Consider the following 21,959-nt stretch of genomic DNA (forward strand, 5'->3'; position numbering starts at 1 on the left):
CACGCGCGCGAAATATCGGGGACGTCATGAGATTCCTTCTGGTGGAGGACAATCTGGATCTCGCCGCCGCTGTGCTCGACCGCCTGCGGATGGATGGTCACGTGGTGGATCATGCCGGCGACGTCGCCGAGGCGGAGGCCTTCTTCGCCACCACCGACTACGATCTCATCCTGCTCGACATCATGCTGCCGGACGGCGACGGCCGCAGCTTCCTCGCCCAGCATCGCGCCCGGCAGGACGACACGCCCGTGATCGTGCTGACGGCGCGCTCGGAGGTGAGCGATCGCGTCGGCGTGCTGGATCTGGGCGCGGACGACTACGTGACCAAGCCCTTCGATTTCGCCGAGCTCGAAGCGCGCTGCCGGGCCGTGATCCGGCGGCGTGGTGGAGATGCACGCAATATCAAGCGCTTGGGGGATGTCACCTTCGATCCTCTGGCCGGTTCGCTCACCGTGCAGGGGCGCGCGATCGCGCTGCGGAACCGCGAGCTGCGGCTGCTTGAAATCCTTGCCGGGGCGCCCGGCGTGATCTTCTCCAAGGCCAAGCTGGTGGATCGCCTGTTTTCCTATGACGAGGATGTTTCGGAGAACGCGATCGAGGTCTACGTGGGCCGCCTGCGCAAGCATCTGGCCGGCTCCGCGGTGTCCATCGCCACCGTGCGGGGCCTCGGATACCGGCTCGACGTGGCATGAAGGCACAAGCGCGAGTCAGCGGTTCGATCCGCCGCCGCCTGACCCTGCAACTGGTGGGCAGCGCCGCCGTGCTGGCGGTGCTTCTGTTCCTGCTCGTGCTCGGCTTCGCGCGCCGTGTCGCCGAGGAATCGCAGGACAACATCCTGACGGCCTCGGTGACCTCGATCCTCGAATCGGTCGCCGTGCAGGACGGGGCTCTGACCGCCGACATCCCCTACGCGGCGCTTTCTATGCTGGGAAACGTGAGCAACGATCGCGTCTTCTACGCGATCCGCACCGCCACGGAGGACCTGACGGGCTACGGCGATCTGCCTCGCCCGGACCGGGATCCCCGCGCCGGTGAAACGCTCTTTCTCACCGCCGACTACAAGGGCGACAGCCTGCGCCTGGCCAGTGCCGCGCGCACGGTTTCGCTGGAGGGGCAGCCGCTGCGCGTGATCGCTTCGGTGGCGCAAACCCGCAACGGGCAGGCCGCCACCCTGGAGCGGATCTCGGCGATCGCCGCCGTGCTGGGACTGGGATTCTTCCTCGTTTCGGCGGCGCTGGCCATTCTCGCCGCCCAGGCCGCGGTGAAGCCGCTCAACGATCTGGCCGGCTCCGTTTCGCGGCGCGGGCCGAAGGATCTGCGCCCCGTGGTGGCCCCGGTTCCTTCCGAGATGGCGCCGCTCGTGGTTTCTCTCAACGGGTTCATCGCGCGGCTCAAGGTCTCGCTGGCGCGTTCGGAGGATTTCATCGCCGAGGCCGCACACCGGGTGCGCACGCCTCTTGCGACGGTGCGGACGCAGGCGGAGGTGGCGCTGCGCCGGGTGGAGCGCCCCGAAAACCGCAAGGCACTGAAGGAGATGATCCGCGCCATCGACGAAAGCTCCCGCGCCGCCGGGCAGCTGCTCGATCACGCGATGGTCACCTTCCGGACCGACAGCCTTGAGCGTCAGGATGTGTCGCTGGCCGATCTTACCGCGGATCTGGCAGACAGGCTGGGCCCGGTGGCGGATCTCAAGGAAATCACCCTGCGGCTGGAAGCGCTCGATCCGGGGCGGATCGAGGGCGATCCGATCCTGTTGCAGAACGCGGTGCGCAACATCCTCGACAACGCGATCAAATATTCCCCGGAGGACAGCTGCGTGGACCTCGTGATCGAGGCGGGCGAGGGCGTCGTCCGCCTGCGGGTGGAAGACGAGGGGCCGGGATTTCCGTCCGGCGCGGACAAGCTCACCGCCCGCTTCGCGCGGGGCAGCAACGTCTCCGGGACGGTAGGTTCGGGCCTGGGGCTGACGATCGCCAAGGAGGTGGCCGAAGCCCACGGCGGGAAACTGAAGATGGAAAACCGGGAGGGCCGCGGCGCATGTGTCACGCTCGAATTCCCCGCGCCCTGAGGGGCGGCCTGCGCCTGCTGGCGCTGTCTCTGCTGGCGTGGCCCGCGCTGGCTTCTGCCTTCGAGATCGAAGAGCAGAAGCGTTTCGATGCGATCGGCGTGGAAGTTGCGGTGCTCAAGGTCATCTCCACGGCCGACACCGATCTCTTCGCGCCGCTCATCCACTCCTTCCAGGAACGCAATCCGGGGATCAGCGTCGATTACAGCGAAGCGAGCAGCGGTGAGATCAACAAGGCCATCCTCGCCGGCGCCGGCTTCGATGTCGCGATCTCGTCCGCGATGGATCTGCAGACGAAGCTGGCCAACGACGGCCACGCCCGCAGCCATCGCTCGGCGCAGACGGAGCGGCTCCCGGCTTGGGCCAACTGGCGCGACACGCTCTTCGCCTTCACGCAGGAGCCCGCCACGATCGTCGTGAACCCGGCCCATTTCGAAGGGCTCAGCATCCCGCGCACGCGGCAGGAGCTGATCACCCTGCTGCGCGAGAACCAGGAGCGGTTCCGCGGCCGCATCGGCACCTACGACGTGCGGCAGTCCGGCCTCGGCTACCTCTTCGCGACGCAAGATTCCCGCGCGTCCGAAGGTTTCTGGCGCCTCGCCGAAGTTATGGGCGGGCTCAGGGCGCGGCTCTACTGCTGCTCGTCCGACATGATCGAGGATGTCGCCAGCGGCCGCATTGCCATCGCCTACAACGTGCTGGGCAGCTACGCGCAGGCGCGGAAGGATCTCGCCGACAGGATCGAGATCATCGAACCCGAGGATTTCACGACGGTCATGCTGCGCTCGGTCCTGATCCCGAGCACGGCCGCGGCACCGGAAGCCGCGGGGGCCTTCGTCGATCACCTGCTGCTCGCGGCCTGGGGCGGCCCCGAGGCCGCGACGCGCGCAGGCTACCCTTTCCCGCCCATCGATCTTTCGGAGCAGACCGCCCGCCGGCCCATCCGCATGGGGCCGGGTCTGCTCGTCTACCTCGACAGCCTCAAGCGCGGACGCTTCCTTGCCGAATGGGAAGACGCGGTGCTCCAGGAGTAGGCCGAAACGAAAACACCCCCGCCGGAGCGGGGGTGTTTACTCGTTCCTGAGAGGCCCGGATCAGGCGCTTTGCAGCGCCTTCACCTCGATCTCGCCTTCCTTCTCGGCCTTGATCGCCAGCGCAGCGGCGTGGCTGGCGGCGGCGGTGGTGAAGTAGGGGATCTTGTCGTAGAGGGCGACGGCGCGGATATCGCGGCTGTCCTCGATGGCCTGCTGGCCCTCGGTGGTGTTCATCACCAGATCGATCCCGCCGTCCTTGAGCATGTCCACGATGTTGGGGCGCCCTTCGTAGACCTTGTTGACGATCTCGCACTCCACGCCGTTCTCGCGTAGCCAGCCGGCGGTGCCGCGGGTGGCGACGATAGTGAAACCGAGATCGGCCAGCACCTGCGCGGCCTCTTTCATGGCCGGGGTCTTGTCTTCGTTCTTGATCGAGATGAACACGCGACCGCTGGTGGGCAGGGTCACCCCGGCGCCGAGCTGGGCCTTGAGGAAGGCGCGGGCGAAGTTCCTGTCGGAGCCCATGACCTCGCCGGTGGAGCGCATTTCCGGCCCGAGGATCGTGTCCACGCCCGGGAAGCGGGCGAAGGGCAGAACGGCCTCCTTCACGGCGAAGGTGTCGATCTGCGGATCCACGAGTTCGAAGTTGGAAAGCTTCTCGCCGGCCATCAGCCGCGCGGCGATGGAGGCGATCGGGGAGTTCACGGCCTTCGCCACGAAGGGCACCGTGCGCGAGGCGCGCGGGTTGACCTCGATCAGGAAGATCTCGTCATCCTTGATCGCGAACTGCACGTTCATCAGGCCGACGACGTTGAGCTCCTTGGCCAGCGCCACCGTCTGCCGCTTCACTTCCTCGATCAGCTCGGCGGAGAGCGAGTAGGGCGGCAGCGAGCAGGCGCTGTCGCCGGAGTGTACGCCGGCCTCCTCGATGTGCTGCATGATCCCGGCGACGTGCACGTCTTCGCCGTCGCAGAGTGCGTCCACGTCCAGTTCGGTCGCGCCGGAGAGGTAGCTGTCCAGCAGCACAGGGCTGTCGCCGGACACCACGACGGCCTCCTTGATGTAGCGTTCGAGCTGGGCCATGTCGCGCACGATTTCCATGGCGCGGCCGCCCAGCACGTAGGAGGGGCGGATCACCAGCGGGAAACCGATCTCGCCGGCAATGCGCAGGGCCTCGGCGTCGGTGGAGGCGATGCCGTTCTTGGGCTGTTTCAGGCCCAGGCGGTTCACCAGCGCCTGGAAGCGCTCGCGGTCCTCCGCGAGATCGATCGCATCCGGCGAGGTGCCGAGGATCGGGATGCCCTCGGCCTCCAGCGCGTTGGCGAGCTTGAGCGGAGTCTGGCCGCCGAACTGCACGATCACCCCGTGCAGCGTGCCCTTCTCCTGCTCGACGCGCAGGATTTCCATCACGTGCTCGAAGGTGAGGGGCTCGAAGTAGAGGCGGTCGGAGGTGTCGTAGTCGGTGGAAACGGTCTCGGGGTTGCAGTTGATCATCACCGTTTCATAGCCCTGCGCGGTGAGCGAGAAACAGGCGTGGCAGCAGCAGTAGTCGAACTCGATGCCCTGGCCGATCCGGTTCGGGCCGCCCCCGAGGATGACGACCTTCTTGCGGTCCGAGGGGCGCGCTTCGCATTCCACCTCGCCCATCACCGGGCTTTCGTAGGTGGAATACATGTAGGGCGTCTGGGCCTCGAACTCGGCGGCGCAGGTGTCGATGCGCTTGAACACGGCCTTCACGCCCAGGTTCAGGCGGGCGCGGCGCACGTTGTCCTCGGTGCGGCCGGTGAGCTTGGCGAGCCGGGCATCGGTGAAGCCCAGCATCTTGAGCTTGCGCAGCCCCTCTTCCGTCATCGGCAGGCCGTCGCGGCGGATCGCGCATTCGGCGCCGATGATCTCGCGGATGCGGGCGAGGAACCACGGGTCGAAGGAGGTGATCTCCTGGATTTCGGCGTCGGAGAAGCCGAAGCGCATCGCGTCCGCGATCACCCGCAGCCGATCAGGCGTCTGCTGGGAGAGCGCCTTGGTCATCGCCTTGTCGATCGCGGCCTGGGCGGCCTCGTCCTTGCCCACGAGGATCTGGGTGACGAGCGGATCGTCGTGATCGCGCAGCACCATGTCGGCGCGGGCCGGCAGGCCCTCGACGGCAACCTCGTCGAAGCCGGTCAGTCCGGTCTCCATGGAGGCCAGCGCCTTCTGCATGCTCTCGTGGATCGTGCGCCCGATGGCCATGGCCTCGCCCACGGATTTCATCGCCGTGGTCAGGTAGGGCTCGGAGCCGGGGAATTTCTCGAAGGCGAAGCGCGGGATCTTGGTGACGACGTAGTCGATCGTCGGCTCGAAGGAGGCGGGGGTGACCTTGGTGATGTCGTTGTCCAGCTCGTCCAGCGTGTAGCCCACGGCGAGCTTGGCGGCGATCTTGGCGATCGGGAAGCCGGTGGCCTTGGAGGCCAGCGCCGAGGAGCGGGACACGCGCGGGTTCATCTCGATCACCACCATGCGCCCGTCCTTGGGGTTGATCGCCCATTGCACGTTGGAGCCGCCGGTTTCCACGCCGATCTCGCGCAGCACGGCGATCGAGCCGTTGCGCATGATCTGGTATTCCTTGTCGGTCAGCGTCAGGGCCGGGGCTACGGTGATGCTGTCGCCGGTGTGGACGCCCATCGGGTCCACGTTCTCGATGGAGCAGACGATGATGGCGTTGTCGGCCTTGTCGCGCACGACCTCCATCTCGTATTCCTTCCAGCCCAGCAGGCTTTCGTCCACGAGGATCTGGTTCACCGGGGAGGCATCCATGCCGGAGCGGCAGTAGTGGATGTAGTCATCCCGGTTGTAGGCCACGCCGCCGCCGGTGCCGCCCAGCGTGAAGGCGGGGCGGATGATGGCGGGCAGGCCGATCTCTTCCAGCGCCTCCAGGGCCATCTGCACGCCGGCGTCCAGATCGGCCTGGCCGTTGGCCTTCTTCGGCGCGGTCACGATGGTCGCGCGCGGGTTTTCCAGCCCCAGCCGATCCATGGCTTCGCGGAATAGCTTGCGATCCTCGGCCATCTCGATGGCCTCGCGCTTGGCACCGATCATCTCGACGCCGAACTTCTCGAGCACGCCCATCTCTTCCAGCGCCAGCGAGGTGTTCAGCCCGGTCTGCCCGCCCATGGTGGGCAGCAGCGCGTCGGGGCGCTCCTTCTCGATGATCTTGGCCACCACTTCGGGCGTGATCGGCTCGATGTAGGTGGCGTCGGCCATGTCCGGATCGGTCATGATCGTGGCCGGGTTGGAGTTCACGAGGATCACCCGGTAGCCTTCTTCGCGAAGCGCCTTGCAGGCCTGTGCGCCGGAGTAGTCGAACTCGCAGGCTTGCCCGATGACGATCGGGCCGGCGCCTATGATCATGATGGAGGAGATGTCGGTTCTTTTCGGCATGGTGGCAGGCCCCGGTGACTGGCAAGTGACTCGCGTGCGCGCAAATTGTCGTGGGTTATAGACGGGGAGCGCAAAGGTGCAACCCCTCGCGCCGGGAAATCATGCGCGGGCGCTGTGGCATGAACCCGGCCCTGGGGGGATACGGGCTTGGGAAGGCCAGGACGCACGCGGCGGGAGCAAAAGCTCCCGCGCCGGCGTTTTGCCCCTGTGAAGTTTTTCGTGGCACCCTAGATTGAGAGCGCAGGAACAGGGGCCGAACCGATGTCGATGACAGCAGACAACCGCCGCCACGTGCCGGGCATGCTTCGCCTGAAGGCGGAATTCCTTGCGTTCTTCGTGCTGGGGCCGGTGGCCATCGCCGTTTTCATGCCGCCCGACCTGCTGTTTCCGATGCTGTTCCTGATCATGGTGCTGGGCCTCCTGCTGCTGCATGTCACGCCCGGTTTCCAGTGGCGGCGGCTGAAGGAAAGCTGGGGCGGCGTGGCCTGGCGTTATGTCTGGGGCATGGGGCTTCTGACGGCGCTGGTCTCCTATCTCGTGATGCGGCTTCTGGCGCCGGAACAGCTGTTCGGCCTGTTCGACCGGGTGCCGTGGTATTTCTTCCTGATCCTGATCCCCGGCTACACGCTGCTGTCGGCGCTGCCGCAGGAGATCGTGTTTCGCGTGCTCTTCTTCCGCCGCTACCGGGAGATCCTGCCGAAGGGGCGGGCCGCGCTCTACCTGAACGGGGCGATCTTTTCGCTGGCGCATCTGATGTACTGGAGCGTGACGGTCTGCGTGCTCACCTTCTTCGCCGGCGTTCTCTTTGCCTGGGCCTACAAGGAAAAGCACAGCCTCGGCCTTGCCGTGGCCATGCATGCCGTCGCCGGCTGCGTGCTGTTTCTGTTCGGGATGGGGGCGTTCTTCTATTCCGGCAACGTGGTGCGCCCGTTCTAGGGCGGGGGCGCTGCCCCCGTGCCCCCGAGGTATTTTAGGCGAGAGGAAGCGGCTATTCGGCGGCGCTTGCGGCGGCAGCCGGGGCGGGGCTTTCGCGGTAGAGGTAATCGCGGGTGAGCGGCACGGCTTCCTGGTGGCGTGCGAGCTGGAACTGGAACACGACCTGCCGGTTGTAGCGAAAGGTCATTTCGCTGGCGAGCAGGTAGTAGCGCCACATCCGGCAGAAGCGCGCATCGTAGAGTGCGCGGGCTTCGTCTTCCCGGGCGCGGAAGCGCTCATGCCAGTGTTTGAGGGTTTCGGCGTAGTGCAGGCGCCAGACTTCCACGTCGGTCGGGCAGAGATCTTCCTTTTCGATGGCCTTGAGCACTTCCGACATCGACGGGATGTAGCCGCCGGGGAAGATGTACTTGTCGATCCACGGGCTGGTGGCTCCCGGTGGCGCCGTGCGCCCGATGGTGTGGATCAGGGCGACGCCATCGTCGGTGAGCCTGTTGCGCAGGTGGCGGAAGTACTCGCGGTAGTGGGGGGTTCCCACGTGTTCGAACATGCCGACGGAGACGATCCTGTCGAACTGGCCGGTGAGGCTGCGGTAATCGGCGAGGCGGAATTCGACCCGGCCCTCCAACCCGGCGGCGCGGGCCCGCTCGCAGGCGACCTTGTGCTGCTCTTCGGACAGGGTGACGCCGAGCACCTGTGCGCCGTAGTCCTTGGCGAGCGTCAGGCCCATCCCGCCCCAGCCGCAGCCGATGTCGAGCACCTTCATGCCCGGTTCGAGCAGAAGTTTGCCGGCGATATGGGCCTTCTTGTTGGCCTGGGCCTCTTCCAGCGTGTCATCGGGAGAGCGGAAGTAGGCGCAGGAGTATTGCTTGTCGGCGTCGAGGAAGAGATCGTAGAGCGCGCCGGAGAGATCGTAGTGGTGGGCGACGTTGTGCTTTGCACGGCCGACGGGGTTGTATTGCCGGATCCCGCGCAGGGCGGTGCGCAGGAAGCGCGAGGGTTGCTGGAACCAGACCCGCGGCCGGGTGGCGAGATTGCGGATCACGAAGGTGAGGAAGCCGTGCAGATCATCGCCGTCGATCGTCAGGGTGCCATCCATGTAGCCCTCGCCGACGGCGAGATCCGGGTTCATGACGATGCGGCGGGGCAGGCTGTCGTCCAGCAGGCGGATGGTGACGGGCGTGCCGGTTCCGTCGCCGTAGGTATGCACTTCGCCGTCGGGAAAATGCACGACGAAGGTGCCGTGGCGCGCGACGCCGGTGATGAAACTGTCCAGCAGGCGAACCCACATGCTTCCCTCCCTTCCCCCGGTCGGATGGGTGTGGCGTGTGCGGCCGCCCCTGCCGCCCCTGCGCGGCCCTTCCGGGATGGTGCTGATATTGTTCACAAATCACCCCGATCTGTCCAGTTTCGCGACGCCGGCGGTGCCGTTGCCGGGCCGGGCCGGCAATCGGGGGCTGTTCCGCGGGCGTTTCGCGGCCTAAATGGACGGGCGACGAAATCACGTGGAAGGAGCCGGCGTGCAGGACGCCTTCATCCAGTTCGACCAGGGGCCCGGCGGCGGGCCCGAGCGGTTTGCCGGGCCCGCCCGCCTGATCGTGGCCTGGGAGCCCGAGGAGGTCGGCCCGGCGTTGGACGCTCTCGCGGCGGCCACGCGGGCCGGATACTGGCTGGCCGGCTACGCCGCCTATGAGCTCGGCTATTGCCTGATGCCGAAACTGGCCGAACGGATCCCGCAGGAGCGCGATACGCCGCTGCTGGCCTTCGGGGCTTTCCGCAGCGCGCCGGAGGGGGCGCTGGGCGCCGATCCGGCCGGCGGGCTCGCACCGATTGCGCCGCGGTGGGATGCCGCGCGCTACGGCGAAGCCTTCGATCGCGTGCAGGCGTGGATCTCGGCCGGCGACATCTACCAGGCCAACCTGACATTCCCCATCGACACCGAAACGCGGGCCGATCCGATGGCGCTCTACCAGCGGCTCGCCGCGCGCCAGCCCGTGCGCCACGGCGCCTACGTGGATTTCGGGGTCGGGCCGAAGATCCTCTCGCGCTCGCCGGAGCTGTTCTTCCGCACCGACGCCGCCGGGCGGATCGAGACCCGGCCCATGAAGGGCACCATCGCGCGCGGGGCCACCGCGCGGGAGGATGCCGCCAACCGCGCCTGGCTCGAAGGCAGCGAGAAGAACCGGGCCGAGAACCTGATGATCGTCGATCTGCTGCGCAACGACATCAGCCGGATCGCCGAGGTCGGTTCGGTGAAGGTGCCCGATCTCTTCACCATCGAAAGCTATGCGACGGTCCACCAGATGATCTCGCGCGTGGTGGCCCAGCTGAATCCGGGCATCGGCCTGCCCGATCTGCTGCGGGCGCTCTTTCCCTGCGGCTCGATCACGGGGGCGCCGAAGCTGCGCGCGATGGAGATCATCCGGGCCTTGGAACCCGATCCGCGGGGGGTCTATTGCGGCGCCATCGGGTGGTGGGCCCCGGACGGGCGCAGCTGTTTCAACGTGGCGATCCGCACGCTCTCGCTGTTTCCCGACGGTCGCGTGCGGCTCAATGTGGGCGGTGGCGTCGTGCATGACAGCGAGGCCGCGAGCGAATACGAGGAGGCCCTGTGGAAAGCACGCTTCGCCGACTTGCCCCCGACGGGCTGATCCTGTTCGAGACCATGGGCTGGCACCCGGGGGAGGGCATCCGGTTCCGCGATCTCCATCTCGACCGCATGTGCGACTCGGCCCGCGCGCTGGACGTGGCCTTTCCGCGCGCGGCCCTTTCCGCGGAACTGGATGCGCTGGCCTTTCCCGAGGCGCGGCGGATCCGCCTGAGCCTCGCGCTGGATGGCACGCACGGCATCGAGGTTTTCCCATTGCCGCCCGCGGCCACGCGCTGGCGGCTTGCCCTCGCCGATGTGCCGCTGGATGAGCGCAACCCGTGGCGCCGCCACAAGACGAGCGAGCGGCAGATCTACGATGCCGCGCGGGCGGCCCTGCCGGAAGGCGTGGACGAATGGCTCTTTCTCAACTCGCGCGGCGCCTGTGCGGAGGGCACCATCACCAACCTCTTCGTGGACGCGGGCACGGGCACCCTGCTGACCCCGCCGCTCTCGGCCGGGGTGCTGCCCGGCGTGTTGCGGCGGCACCTGATCGAAACCGGGCGGGCGAGGGTGGCTTCGCTGCCGCGCGAGGCGCTGCGGGACGCGCGCGGCATCTACATGGGCAATGCGCTGCGGGGGCTCATCCCCTGCGATCTCGTCGCACCCTGAGGGCACCCCGCCCATGCAAAACCGCATGGGCAAGCTGCGGCAATCGCGGATTTTGCCGGTGGCGCACGGGCGCTATGGTGTCCACGATTGCGAACAGGAGATCCCCATGACCGAGGCCCGCCAATTCTGGGACGCGCTGTCGGAGCGCTACAGCCGGAGCCCGATCCGCGACATGCCGGCCTACGAGGCCACGCTCGAGCGCACCCGCGCCCACCTCGGGCTGCAGGATCACGTGCTGGAAATCGGCTGCGGCACGGCGTCCACTGCCCTGCTGCTCGCGAATAGCGTGGCGCAATACGTGGCCAGTGACTTCTCGCAGGGCATGGTCGAGATCGGCCGGAACAAGGTGCAGCAAGCCGGCGTCGGGAACATCACCAATCTGCAGGCCGCGCTGCCGGACCCGCAGATCGCCGATGCCGCCTTTCACGGCGTTCTGGCGTTCAACCTGCTGCACCTGCTGCCCGATCTGCCGGCGGTGCTTGCCGATGTGCACCGGATCCTGAAGCCCGGCGGGCTGTTCATCTCCAAGAGCCCCTGCCTCGGCCGGGCGTGGTATCTGAAGCCGGTGATCGGGGCGATGCGCGCCGTGGGCAAGGCGCCCTACGTTCAGTTCTTCACCCCGGAGCAACTGGAGGGGGCGATCACCGCGGCCGGATTCGAGATCGTCGAGCGCGGCGACTACCCCCGGAAGCGAACGCCCAGCCGCTTCGTGGTGGCGCGCAGGCTCTAGGCCGCCACGAGGGCTTCGCGGATGACGGTGCCCAGCCGCTTCATGCCGTCTTCGATGAGCGCCGGCGACGCGCAGGAGAAACTGAGGCGCAGCGTGTCGCGGCCGGAGCCGTCGGCGTAGAAGGCCGCGCCGGGCACGAAGGCGATGCGTTGCGTTTCCAGTGCCCGTTTCAGCAGCACCGCGGCGTCCAGCCCCTTGGGCAAGGTCAGCCAGACGAACATGCCGCCTTCCGGCTCCGACCAGCGGACCCCTTCGGGCATATGCGTCTTCAGCGCGGAAAGCATCGCGGCGCACCGGGCGGAATAGGTCTCGCGCAGCATGGCGGTATGGGGCGCGTAGATCGCCGCCGCCACCTCCGCGATGGCCATCTGGTTCAGGGTCGCGGAATGGAGATCGGCGGCCTGTTTCATCAGCACCAGCCGCGCGATCACCGCCTTCGGCCCGCAGACCCAGCCCACGCGCAGGCCCGGAGAGAGGGTTTTGGAGAAGGTGCCGCAGTAGAGCGTCCGGGCGGACTCGATGCCGCCCGAGCGGGCGATGTCGAGGTTCAGGATCGGAGGAATCGCTTCGCCGCGGTATCGCAGCGCCAGGTAGGCGGCATCTTCGATGATCGGGATGTCGAGCGCTTCGGCCAGATCGAGCAGGCCTTCCCGCTCGCGCAGGGACAGCGTTTCCCCGGTGGGATTGGCAAAATCCGGGGAGACATAGGCGAATTTCACCGCGCCGCCGGCCGCCCGGGCGGCGGCCGCGAAATCGGCTGCCCCGCGATTGCCGCCCGGCGTCAGCTGATCGTAGCGCGGCTCGTAGGCATTGAAGGCCCCGAGCGCGCCGAGGTAGGTGGGCCAGCCCACGAGCGCGGTATCGCCGGGCGAGATCAGCAGCTTGCCGAGGTAGTCCAGCGCCTGCTGGCTGCCCGAGGTGATGAGGATGTTGTCGCGCGTGCAGGGCACGCCGATGCGGGCCATGTCCTGCGCGATCCAATCCCGGAGAGGGCCGTAGCCTTCGGACACCGAGTATTGCAGGGCCGCCGCGGCGCTGCCGGCGAAGATCGTCTCGAAGGCTTCCCGGAAGGCTTCCGTCGGAAACAGGCCCGGATCCGGGATGCCCCCGGCGAAGGAGATCACGTCGGGCTGATCGAGCAGTTTCAGAAGCTCGCGGATCTCGCTGGCCTTCATGCGGCCCATCCGGCTTGCAAACACGCCTTGCCAATCCATGTGCCCCTCCCTTGGCGATGCAGTGGGGAAACGCTCTCATGGAGTTCGATTTACGTCAATATGGCTGACATAAATCGTGATCGGTCCACCGCCTACAATTGCGCCCGCGCAGGGGCCTCGCGGCGTGGGGGAAGGGCACTGCCGCCTTGACAACCCGCGCTGCCTCATATGTATCGGCGCCCAACCATACAGACACGCCCGGGAAGGGAGCATCATGCACGCATATCGCAGCCACACCTGCGCAGAGCTGAACAAGGAACACGTCGGCCAGACCGTCCGCCTGTCGGGCTGGGTGCATCGCGTCCGCGATCACGGCGGCCTGCTGTTCATCGACCTGCGCGATCACTACGGCATCACCCAGGTGATGGCGGACCCGGACAGCCCGGTGTTCTCCGAACTGGAAAAGGTGCGCAGCGAGTGGTGCATCCGCATCGACGGCAATGTCATGGCGCGCGATCCGAGCCTCGTGAACCCGGCGATCCCGACCGGTGAAATCGAGGTGTTCATCCGGGACCTCGAAGTGCTCGGCAAGGCCGAGGAGCTGCCGCTGATGGTCTTCGGCGATCAGGAGTACCCGGAAGAGACCCGCCTGAAATACCGCTACCTCGATCTGCGCCGCGAGAAGCTGCAGACCAACATGAAGCTACGCTCCGACGTGGTGGCCTCCATGCGCAAGCGCATGTGGGACAAGGGCTTCCGCGAGTTCCAGACGCCGATCATCACCGCCTCCTCGCCGGAAGGCGCGCGCGATTTCCTCGTGCCCTCCCGCCTGCACCCCGGCAAGTTCTACGCGCTGCCGCAGGCGCCGCAGCAGTTCAAGCAGCTGATCATGGTCTCGGGCTACGACAAGTATTTCCAGATCGCGCCCTGCTTCCGCGACGAAGATCCGCGCGCCGATCGCTCGCCCACGGACTTCTACCAGCTCGACATGGAGATGAGCTTCGTCACCCAGCAGGACGTGTTCGACACCATCTCCCCGGTGATCGCCGGCGTCTTCGAGGAATTCGGCGGCGGCAAGAAGGTGGATGATCCGGCCGAGTGGCCGCAGATCTCCTACCGGGATGCGGCGCTGTGGTATGGCACCGACAAGCCGGACCTGCGCAACCCGATCAAGATGCAGGTGGTGAGCGAGCACTTCCGCGGCTCGGGCTTCGCGATCTTCGCCAAGCTGCTGGAGCAGGAAGGCACCGAGATCCGCGCCATCCCCGCGCCGAAGGGCGGCAGCCGCAAGTTCTGCGACCGGATGAACAAGTTCGCCCAGAGCGAAGGCCTGCCGGGCATGGGCTACATCTTCTGGCGCGAAGGCGAGAACGGCATGGAGGCCGCCGGCCCGCTTGCCAAGAACATCGGCCCCGAGCGCACCGAGGCGATCCGTCAGCAGCTCGGGCTGGGCGTCGGCGATGCGGCCTTCTTCCTCGGCGGCAAGCCGAAGGCCTTCGAGAAGGTCGCCGGCAAGGCACGCACCGTGATCGGCGATGAGCTCGGTCTCACCGAGCAGGATCGCTTCGCCTTCGCCTGGATCGTGGATTTCCCGATCTACGAACAGGACGAGGAAACCGGCGAGATCGATTTCGAGCACAACCCCTTCTCCATGCCGCAGGGCGGGATGGAGGCGCTGAACGGCGATCCGCTTCAGGTGAAGGGCTACCAGTACGATTTGGCCTGCAACGGCTACGAGCTGGTGTCCGGCGCGATCCGCAACCACAAGCCCGAGATCATGCTGAAGGCCTTCGAGCTGGCCGGCTATGGCGAGGAAGAGGTGAAGAGCCGCTTCGGCGCGCTCTACCAGGCCTTCCACTACGGCGCCCCGCCGCACGGTGGCTGCGCCGCCGGCGTGGACCGCATCGTGATGCTGCTGGCCGAAGAGGCCAACATCCGCGAAGTGATGATGTTCCCGATGAACCAGCGCGCCGAGGATCTGATGATGGCCGCCCCGAGCGAGCCGCAGAACGAACAGCTGCGCGAGCTGAGCCTGCGGGTGATCCCGCAGGAGTGACGCTTCCGCGCAAAAGGCTGCCGATAGCGAGAAGGCCCCTGTTCGCAGGGGCCTTTTTGCTGCCGGCGGGGGCGGTCGGTCAAAACCTGCGCAGTTGACGCCATCGTGACGGCCGAAACCCGCAGACCGCCCGCTTTTCCCTGCGGCGTTTGCCAGAGACTCGGTTAACATCGTGCCGCGCCCGCACGGCGCGTGTTTCACAGTGTGAGTCGGCTCCCTCATGTTCGATCCCGAAACCGCAGCAATCCGATTTGGCACAGGCCTCTCGCCGCAGATCGCCCCGCCGCAGAGCGTGACGGCGATGCTCGACGGCCTGAAAGGGCCGGACGCGATGGCCGCGCGCATCCCCATCGCGCCGTTCTCGGAACGGTTGGACAGTTTCCCAGCCTACAACGAGCTGTCCAAGGCGCGCACGGTGGCCCGCAAGGCCGGGGACAGTGCCGCCGAACGCGCCGCCCGCGATGCGCAGCGGAAGTATCGCCGTGCGCTTGGGGTGGAACGCCTTCAGGACATGAACGCCGCCCTCGCGCGCGCCGCCGAAACACCCGATGGCCTGCGCGAACGGCTCGTCTGGTTCTGGGCGGATCACTTCACGGCCATCGGCCGCAACCCGCCCGCGGAAACGGCTCTGTCGGGCTACGTGGAAGAGGCGATCCGCCCCCATGTCACCGGCAATTTCGCACAGTTGCTGCGGGCGGTGGAACTGCATCCGATCATGCTCACCTACCTCGACCAGCACGTCTCCGTCGGGCCGAACTCCCGTGCGGCACAGAAGGCGAAGCGGGGCCTGAACGAGAACCTCGCCCGCGAGTTGCTCGAGTTGCACACGGTCGGCGTGGATGGCAGCTACACGCAGTCGGACGTCCGGGAACTGGCGCGCCTGCTCACCGGGGCCGGGTTCAGCCCGCGGCAGGGCGGCTTCCGATACCGCGAGAACATCGCCGAGCCGGGCGAGAAGCGGGTTCTGGGCGCCAGCTACGGGAGCGAGGCGCCGAACGAAACCGAGATGCTGCGCTTTCTCGATGACGTCGCGGTGCACCCGGACACCGCCCGCCACATCGCGCGCAAGCTGGTGGTGCATTTCGTCTCCGACCGGCCGGACCCGGATCACGTGGCCCATGTCGCCGCGGCTTTCGCGGAAAGCGGCGGTGAGCTGATGCCCACCTATGCGGCGCTGTTGGAGCACCCAGCGGCCTGGGCGCATCCGGACACCAAGGTGAAGCCGCCGGCCGATTTCGTCGCTTCTTCGCTGCGGGCGCTCGGCCTCGGGCATGATGCGCTGCGCGGCCTCAAGCCCAACCGGGTGCGCCTGCTGATCGCCGCGCCGCTGGCGGCCATGCGCCAGCCGTGGCGCACGCCCGCCGGGCCGGATGGCTGGCCGGAGGAGGCCGAGGAGTGGATCACGCCGCAGGGGCTTGCCGGGCGCCTGCAATGGGCGATGACGGTGCCGCAGGTGCTGATGCGTGAATTGCCGGAGCCGCTTGCCTTCGCCGAAGCCGCGCTGGGCCGCCGGCTCACGCCGGAAATCGCCTTCGCGGCCCAGAACGCCGAAACCCGCTGGGAAGCCGTCGGCCTCGTGCTGGCCTCCCCGGCCTTCCAACGCCGATAGGAGGCGAACGCATGAGCCTGCTCACACGCCGCAATTTCCTTCTTCGCGCCGGGGCGCTCGGCTGCTCCGCCGCGGCAAGCCCGCTCATGACGCCGGTCACCTTTGCCTCGGCTCCGTGGGACAACCGCCTCATCGTCATCATCCTGCGCGGCGGGATGGACGGGCTGGACGTGGTGCGCCCCTACGGCGACCCGGAGTTCGCCGGCCTGCGCGCGGGGCTATCGCCTGTGGCGGAAACCGGCCCGCAGGATCTGGACGGCTTCTACGCCCTGCACCCCGCCCTCTCGGGCCTGCGCCCGATGTGGCAGGCAGGGCAGCTTTCCTTCGCCCACGCCGTTTCCACCCCCTACCGCGACAAGCGCAGCCATTTCGACGGGCAGGACATGCTCGAAGCCGGGGGCGCCACCGTTCCCGGGGCCACCACCCAGCGCAGCGGCTGGCTCAACCGGCTCCTGCTGCAGGCGCCGGGGCATGACGTGCGCACGGCCTTCGCGGTGGGCCGGGAGGATCTGACGATTCTGGCCGGTGCGGCGGAGGTGTCCAACTGGGCGCCGGACACGCGGCTGGTGATGTCAGCGCAGGCCAAGCGCCTACTGGAACTGGTGACCCACGACGATCCGCTCTTTGCCGACAACGCCGCCGAGGCGCTGGAGCTGGCCGCAGCCATCGACCCGGAAGCCGAGGCCCCGGAGGATTTCGGCGACATGCTGCAGGACATGACGGAAGGCATGGCCGAAAGCCGAAAGGGCAAGGGCCACGTGAAGCTGGCCGAGTTCACCGCCAGCCAGCTTCGGCAGGAGACGCGCATCGCCGCCTTCTCGCTCAACAACTGGGATACGCACCGGAACCAGGCGCGCACGATCCGCCGCTCGCTCTCCCAGCTTCAGGAGGTCCTCCTGACCTTGCAGCAGGAGCTCGGCCCGGTGTGGGAGAAGACGGCCGTTCTCGCGATGACGGAGTTCGGCCGCACGGCGCGGGCCAACGGCACCGGCGGGACGGACCACGGGACGGGGGGCCTGATGCTGATGGCAGGCGGGGCCGTGCGTGGCGGCAAGGTTCACGGGAAGTGGCCGGGGCTGGCGGCGGCCGATCTCTACAAGGAACGCGATCTCATGCCCACCGAAGACGTGCGCACCTACGCCGCCATGGCGATCCAGGGCCTGTTCGGCACGGAGCGCTCGGTTCTGGAAGGCACGGTGTTTCCCGGGCTCGACATGGGCGCGCGGCCGCAGGTCATCCTCTGACGGCGCCGCGTTCGCTGGACATCCGCCACGGAAGCGGCCCAGATGGCGCGAGATACAGGCGGAACAGGTGAACGGCATGGATGCGCAGCGGCCCCTTGGTGAAGCAATCGGCGATTGGTCGGCCCCGCCGGCCCCGGGCCCTTCGGCCATGGAGGGCCGCTACGCGCGGCTCGAACGGCTGGATGCGGGCGCGCATGCGGAAGCGCTCCACGCCGCCAACGCCGCGGATGACCGCATCTGGGATTACCTGCCCTACGGCCCCTTCCGGACACCGGAGGCCTACGCGGCCTGGGTGCAGCAGATGGCCCGTTCGCAGGACCCGTTCTTCTACGCCATCCGGGATCTCGACAGCGGGGCATGGGGCGGCGTGGCCAGCTATCTGCGGATCGCGCCCGAGGTCGGTAGCATCGAACTGGGCCACATCAACCTCGCGCCCCAGCTCCAGGGGACGCGCGCGGCGACGGAAGCGCTTACCTTGATGATCCGCTGGGCGATGGACGCCGGTTACAGGCGGTTCGAGTGGAAGTGCGATGCGCTCAATGCCGGGTCGCGGCGGGCCGCCGAACGGCTCGGGCTGAGCTACGAGGGGGTGTTCCGGCAGGCCACCATCGTGAAGGGCCGCAACCGCGATACCGCCTGGTTCGCGGCGACGGACGGCGACTGGCCGGCGCTGCGCGCGGCCTACGATCGATGGCTGGAACCCGCAAACTTCGATCCCCGCGGGCGCCAGATCGAATCGCTTTTCACGCTCACGGCGCCGCTTCTGGTGGCGCAGGATCCGGCCCGCAGACCGCGCGGTTGAAGAGGGCGCGTCAGATCGGCGGGCGTTCGCGCAGGCGTGCGTCCACGAGATCGAAGAGCTGCACGAGTTCCGGCGCGCCACGCCGCGCGTCGCGGGAAAGCCGCCGTGCCGCCCGTTCCAGATCCGGATCATCGGCGCTGCGGGCCACGCCGCGCACGAAGCGGGACAGGTAGGCGACGCCCGGGTCCTCCGCCCTGCGCCGGATCCGCGAGAGCGCCGCGAAGCTGCGGCGTGCGGCGGCCAGATCGTCGTAATAGGCCAGCCGGTCAGGCTCCAACCGGGCCGGGGCGGCGCAGGCGGCGAGTGAGGGCTGCCGTTCTTCATCGCCTTCCGGCAGATGTGCGAGGATCGCCGACTGGAACCGCGCGAGCGAGGCGACGGGTTTTTCGAGAAAGCCCTGCGCGCCGGCCTGCCGCGCGGCATCGCGATGGCCGGGATCGCCGCTGGTGGCCAGCAGCACGGCGGGGCGCGTTCTGAGGGCCTTCAGGCGTGCGATCAATGCCAGCCCGCAGCCGTCCGGCAGGCCGACATCGGCGATCAGCACGTCCGGACAGTCGCGCGACAGGTGGCGCCAGGCCGTTTCAAGGCTGCCGGCCCGCCGCATCCGCATGCCGGTGTGGCGGCACATCAGGCGCGTGGCATCGCTGGCGAAGCGGCTGTCCTCCACCAACAGGAGCGACACCCCGGAAAGCGGCCCTCGAGGCGCAAGGGGCAGGGGGCTGGGCATGGCGGTGATCCTCCCGGTGGCATGGGGAGGCTGTTCCTTCCCATTCATCGCATTAGATACTGCCCCGGATAACGCCGGGTTAATCGCCCCCGGCTGCGTCACCGCAGCGCTTGCGGCATCAAGGGGGGGCGGGCATAACCGCCCCCGAGAGCGCGAGAGAGAGGAGAGCACCGGCATGATCGGTCGCCTGAACCACGTAGCCATCGCCGTTCCGGATCTGGACGCGGCCTCGGCGCAATACCGCAACACCCTGGGCGCCAAGGTCGGCGCACCGCAGGACGAGCCCGATCACGGGGTCACCGTGGTGTTCATCGAACTGCCCAACACCAAGATCGAATTGCTTTATCCCCTTGGGGATGACAGCCCGATCAAGGGATTCCTCGAAAAGAACCCTTCGGGCGGCATCCATCACATCTGCTACGAGGTCGAAGATATCCTCGCCGCTCGCGATCACCTCAAGGCCGAGGGCGCGCGGGTTCTGGGCAACGGGGAGCCGAAGATCGGCGCCCACGGCAAGCCGGTGCTGTTTCTGCACCCGAAGGATTTCAACGGCTGCCTCGTCGAACTGGAGCAAGTCTGAGCCATGACCATCACCGCCGCCCTCGTTCTGTATGCCGTGATCTGGTTCATGGTGCTGTTCATCGTCCTGCCCATGCGCCTCACGACGCAGGGGGAGAGCGGCGAAGTGGTGGAAGGCACGCCGAAATCCGCACCGGAGAACCCGGACCTCAAGCGCAAGGCCAAGATCGTGACGCTGGTGAGCACCGTGCTTTTCGTGATCATCGCCGGGATCATCATCTCCGGCGTGATCACCGTGCGCGATCTGGATTGGTTCGGCCGCATGGGGCCGCCCTCGCAGACGCTGGCCGATTGAGTTTCCGGAGGGTGATACACACCAAAGAGCGCTGAGCGTCCGTCCGGGTGGGCGCGGAACGCGCCCGCCGTGGGGCGGGTGGACGCGTGCCTGCCACTGGCGTGGCAGGCGAACACAGGGGTGCGTTCAGGCCTTGGCCTGCGCGCCCGTCAGCCGGTGGAACAGATGGGTGAATGTGGCCGCCCCCAGAACCGGGATCAGCAGGTTCACCACCGGGATCGACAGCGGCACCGCCATCAGCGCGCCGGAGAGCCAGATCTGGGGCGCGAACTCGCGCCGCAGCACGGCGGCCTGCTGCCGCCCCACGCGCCGCATGGCGACGAGCTGGAAATACTCCCGCCCGAGCAGGAAGCCGTTGAGCAGCCAGAAGATCACCGGCGCCAGCGGGGCAAACAGCAGGTAGAGCACCAGCGCCACCCCGTTGGCGAGCACCAGGACCCCGAGGAACCCAAGCGCGTCGCGGATGGTTTCCGCGAGCGGGATGCGATCCACCGCGGGCAGGTGCGGGTAATGCCGCTCTTCCACCGCCTCGGCCACCTCTTCGAGAAACAGCCCCATGAAAGCCGCCGCCACCGGCACCATCAGGAAGACGGAAAGCCCCATCATCAGCGGGATCATCGCCCAGGAGAGCACATCGCCCACCCAGGTGATCTGCCCGACGAGGGGCAGGGTGACGCTTTCCGGCACCAGCCAGGCGACGCCATACATGAACACCAGCGTGAGCCCGAAAAGCAGGCCCAGCGTGAGGCCGACGCCCAGCAGCAGCACCTTGCGAAAGCGCGGATCGCCCAACTGTTTCACCGCGAGCGAAAAATCCCGGAACATCAGGCGTCCACCCAGCTCGTGATGGCGGCCACGTCCGGGCGCGGGCGTTCGGGCGGAGCCGTGGTTTCGGTGCCGATGTGGATCATTCCGGCGACGCGCTCGTTGGCCGACAGCCCGAGGCCCTCCTCCACGAACACCCTGTCATGGCTGGCCCAGCCCGACAGCCAGTTCGCGCCCCAGCCCGAGGCGAGGGCGGCATTCAGCATGGCGAGGCAAACGGCACCGGCGGAGTAGGTCTGTTCGATGGCGGGGATCTTGGGGCTGTCCTTCGGGCTTTCGATCACCGCCACCACGAGCCCGGCATCGGCATATTGACGGCGCGCCTTCTCGATGGTGTCCGCATCTAGGCCGAGCGCCGCCCCGCGGGTTTCGGCCAGCGCGGCGAGGCGTTGAAGCGCCTTGCCCTCCAGAACGATGAAGCGCCAGGGTTCCAGCTTGCCGTGATCCGGGGTCCGCGCCGCGGCCCGCAGGATCGGTTCGAGATCGGCGCGCCCGGGCCAGGGCGCACGCAGCGTCTTGGCCGGTCGGGAGCGGCGGGTCAGCAGGAAATCAAGGGCGTCCGGGCGCGGGTGCGGCATGGGGGTCTCCGAATTTTCGTCTTCTGCCATGTCGGCATGCGGGGGCGCTCCGTCAAGGGCGGCGCTCCGTGGATGCCGGGCGAGGGTCAGTTGGCGAGAGGGATGAGCGCCAGTGCGAAGAAGCAGAAAGCGGCGGGCAGGCCGTAGAGCCAGGCGCGCTTCTGCCAGCCTTCCTCCTGTGCCTTCCAGTTCTCGCGGAAGGCGCGGCCGGCGAAGATCATCACCAGCAGCAGCAGGATTCCGGTCAGGGGGGTGAGGGCGAGATTATCCATGAGAGGGCTCCGCGTTGTCGAGGTAGTGGCGGACGCAGGTCTGGACGTGCCGGAACCTGTCGCCGCCGAGTTTCGTGCCGCCATACCAGCGCGTCACCACCACGAGGTGGTTGGTCAGCCCTTCGCGCTCGAGCATTCGCAGGATGACCATGCCCGCGCCGCTTTCACCGTCGTCGTTCTTCAGCGGCGTCCGGTTGCCCTGCGCATCCTGAAGCAGCACGGCCCAGGTGTTGTGGGTGGCCTTGGCATAGCGTTTCCGGCGGCAAAGCGCCTTGATCAAAGCCTCCGCCTCGGCCTTGCTGGCGGCGGGGCCGCCGCTGACGGCGTATTTGCTGCCCTTGTCGGTCAGCACGCCTTCGAATTGCCGCAGGCCGCTCACG

The 21,959-nt window shown here is 67.6% G+C and carries 21 protein-coding genes; 13 read left to right on the forward strand and 8 right to left on the reverse strand.

The window, feature by feature from the left end; genetic code table 11:
• Positions 1-26: 26 nt before the first annotated feature.
• The 3 genes from PSA7680_RS10695 to PSA7680_RS10705 are packed head-to-tail and all read left to right on the forward strand — an operon-like array spanning position 27 to position 3,099.
• Positions 27-692, forward strand: a complete 666-nt coding sequence (locus PSA7680_RS10695; RefSeq protein ID WP_085868705.1) for a response regulator transcription factor — start codon at positions 27-29, stop codon at positions 690-692.
• Entirely contained in the window at positions 689-2,068 is a 1,380-nt protein-coding gene (locus PSA7680_RS10700) for a sensor histidine kinase (RefSeq protein ID WP_085868706.1), read from the forward strand. Before PSA7680_RS10695 ends, PSA7680_RS10700 begins: the two co-directional genes overlap by 4 nt.
• Entirely contained in the window at positions 2,038-3,099 is a 1,062-nt protein-coding gene (locus tag PSA7680_RS10705) for an ABC transporter substrate-binding protein (RefSeq protein WP_085868707.1), read from the forward strand. The genes PSA7680_RS10700 and PSA7680_RS10705 overlap by 31 nt, the downstream gene beginning before the upstream one ends.
• Positions 3,100-3,159: 60 nt before the next feature.
• Here the strand turns inward: PSA7680_RS10705 and carB are convergent, their stop codons facing one another.
• Positions 3,160-6,516, reverse strand: coding sequence for a carbamoyl-phosphate synthase large subunit (carB, locus tag PSA7680_RS10710; RefSeq protein WP_085868708.1), 3,357 nt, complete (start codon positions 6,514-6,516; stop codon positions 3,160-3,162).
• 261 nt (positions 6,517-6,777) lie between these two features.
• Between carB and PSA7680_RS10715 the strand changes: the two genes are divergently transcribed.
• Complete coding sequence (locus PSA7680_RS10715; RefSeq protein WP_085868709.1) at positions 6,778-7,452, forward strand: CPBP family intramembrane glutamic endopeptidase; 675 nt, start codon at positions 6,778-6,780, stop codon at positions 7,450-7,452.
• 52 nt (positions 7,453-7,504) lie between these two features.
• On the opposite strand, the gene PSA7680_RS10720 is transcribed toward PSA7680_RS10715, so the two are convergent.
• Positions 7,505-8,740 (reverse strand): SAM-dependent methyltransferase, encoded by a 1,236-nt coding sequence (locus tag PSA7680_RS10720; RefSeq protein WP_085868710.1) that lies wholly within the window; start codon positions 8,738-8,740, stop codon positions 7,505-7,507.
• Positions 8,741-8,969: 229 nt separating this feature from the next.
• On the opposite strand from PSA7680_RS10720, the gene PSA7680_RS10730 reads away from it, so the two are divergent.
• From PSA7680_RS10730 to PSA7680_RS10740, 3 genes are all read left to right on the forward strand, one after another.
• Positions 8,970-10,100 carry an aminodeoxychorismate synthase component I gene (locus PSA7680_RS10730; protein WP_245824592.1) on the forward strand — a complete coding sequence of 377 codons (1,131 nt, stop codon included), beginning with the start codon at positions 8,970-8,972 and terminating at the stop codon, positions 10,098-10,100.
• Positions 10,061-10,708 carry an aminotransferase class IV gene (locus tag PSA7680_RS10735; protein WP_217808335.1) on the forward strand — a complete coding sequence of 216 codons (648 nt, stop codon included), beginning with the start codon at positions 10,061-10,063 and terminating at the stop codon, positions 10,706-10,708. The genes PSA7680_RS10730 and PSA7680_RS10735 overlap by 40 nt, the downstream gene beginning before the upstream one ends.
• Before the next feature lie 106 nt (positions 10,709-10,814).
• Entirely contained in the window at positions 10,815-11,438 is a 624-nt protein-coding gene (locus tag PSA7680_RS10740) for a class I SAM-dependent methyltransferase (RefSeq protein WP_085868780.1), read from the forward strand.
• Here the strand turns inward: PSA7680_RS10740 and PSA7680_RS10745 are convergent.
• Complete coding sequence (locus PSA7680_RS10745) at positions 11,435-12,652, reverse strand: aminotransferase-like domain-containing protein (RefSeq protein ID WP_085868713.1); 1,218 nt, start codon at positions 12,650-12,652, stop codon at positions 11,435-11,437. The two genes, PSA7680_RS10740 and PSA7680_RS10745, sit on opposite strands and share 4 nt — an antisense overlap.
• A 214-nt stretch (positions 12,653-12,866) precedes the next feature.
• Here PSA7680_RS10745 and aspS point away from each other — a divergent pair, with 214 nt between their 5' ends.
• The 4 genes from aspS to PSA7680_RS10765 all read left to right on the forward strand — a co-directional run bounded on the left by aspS (position 12,867) and on the right by PSA7680_RS10765 (position 18,303).
• Positions 12,867-14,648 carry an aspartate--tRNA ligase gene (gene aspS, locus PSA7680_RS10750; protein ID WP_085868714.1) on the forward strand — a complete coding sequence of 594 codons (1,782 nt, stop codon included), beginning with the start codon at positions 12,867-12,869 and terminating at the stop codon, positions 14,646-14,648.
• A 220-nt stretch (positions 14,649-14,868) separates the two neighbouring features.
• Positions 14,869-16,257, forward strand: a complete 1,389-nt coding sequence (locus PSA7680_RS10755) for a DUF1800 domain-containing protein (RefSeq protein ID WP_085868715.1) — start codon at positions 14,869-14,871, stop codon at positions 16,255-16,257.
• 11 nt (positions 16,258-16,268) lie between these two features.
• Entirely contained in the window at positions 16,269-17,501 is a 1,233-nt protein-coding gene (locus PSA7680_RS10760) for a DUF1501 domain-containing protein (RefSeq protein WP_085868716.1), read from the forward strand.
• 76 nt (positions 17,502-17,577) lie between these two features.
• Positions 17,578-18,303 carry a GNAT family N-acetyltransferase gene (locus PSA7680_RS10765; RefSeq protein ID WP_085868717.1) on the forward strand — a complete coding sequence of 242 codons (726 nt, stop codon included), beginning with the start codon at positions 17,578-17,580 and terminating at the stop codon, positions 18,301-18,303.
• A gap of 10 nt (positions 18,304-18,313) precedes the next feature.
• On the opposite strand, the gene PSA7680_RS10770 is transcribed toward PSA7680_RS10765, so the two are convergent.
• Positions 18,314-19,030, reverse strand: coding sequence for a response regulator (locus tag PSA7680_RS10770; protein ID WP_176244122.1), 717 nt, complete (start codon positions 19,028-19,030; stop codon positions 18,314-18,316).
• Between the two features lie 175 nt (positions 19,031-19,205).
• Here PSA7680_RS10770 and mce point away from each other — a divergent pair, with 175 nt between their 5' ends.
• Positions 19,206-19,610, forward strand: a complete 405-nt coding sequence (gene mce / locus PSA7680_RS10775; protein ID WP_085868719.1) for a methylmalonyl-CoA epimerase — start codon at positions 19,206-19,208, stop codon at positions 19,608-19,610.
• Between the two features lie 3 nt (positions 19,611-19,613).
• On the forward strand, positions 19,614-19,904 hold the full coding sequence (locus PSA7680_RS10780; RefSeq protein ID WP_085868720.1) for a DUF1467 family protein: 291 nt from the start codon (positions 19,614-19,616) through the stop codon (positions 19,902-19,904).
• 126 nt (positions 19,905-20,030) lie between these two features.
• Here PSA7680_RS10780 and PSA7680_RS10785 read toward each other — a convergent pair whose 3' ends face one another.
• From PSA7680_RS10785 to PSA7680_RS10800, 4 genes are all read right to left on the reverse strand, one after another.
• Positions 20,031-20,732: an EI24 domain-containing protein gene (locus PSA7680_RS10785; protein ID WP_085868721.1), complete on the reverse strand. Its 702-nt coding sequence runs from the start codon at positions 20,730-20,732 to the stop codon at positions 20,031-20,033.
• Positions 20,729-21,307 (reverse strand): nitroreductase family protein, encoded by a 579-nt coding sequence (locus PSA7680_RS10790; RefSeq protein ID WP_085868722.1) that lies wholly within the window; start codon positions 21,305-21,307, stop codon positions 20,729-20,731. The genes PSA7680_RS10785 and PSA7680_RS10790 overlap by 4 nt, the downstream gene beginning before the upstream one ends.
• An 86-nt stretch (positions 21,308-21,393) precedes the next feature.
• Positions 21,394-21,579, reverse strand: a complete 186-nt coding sequence (locus PSA7680_RS10795; protein WP_085868723.1) for a hypothetical protein — start codon at positions 21,577-21,579, stop codon at positions 21,394-21,396.
• Positions 21,572-21,949: a YigZ family protein gene (locus tag PSA7680_RS10800; protein ID WP_085868781.1), complete on the reverse strand. Its 378-nt coding sequence runs from the start codon at positions 21,947-21,949 to the stop codon at positions 21,572-21,574. The genes PSA7680_RS10795 and PSA7680_RS10800 overlap by 8 nt, the downstream gene beginning before the upstream one ends.
• Between the last annotated feature and the right edge of the window lie 10 nt (positions 21,950-21,959).

The sequence above is a fragment of the Pseudoruegeria aquimaris genome (assembly GCF_900172235.1).
In the GTDB taxonomy this organism is placed as follows: Bacteria; Pseudomonadota; Alphaproteobacteria; order Rhodobacterales; family Rhodobacteraceae; genus Pseudoruegeria; species Pseudoruegeria aquimaris.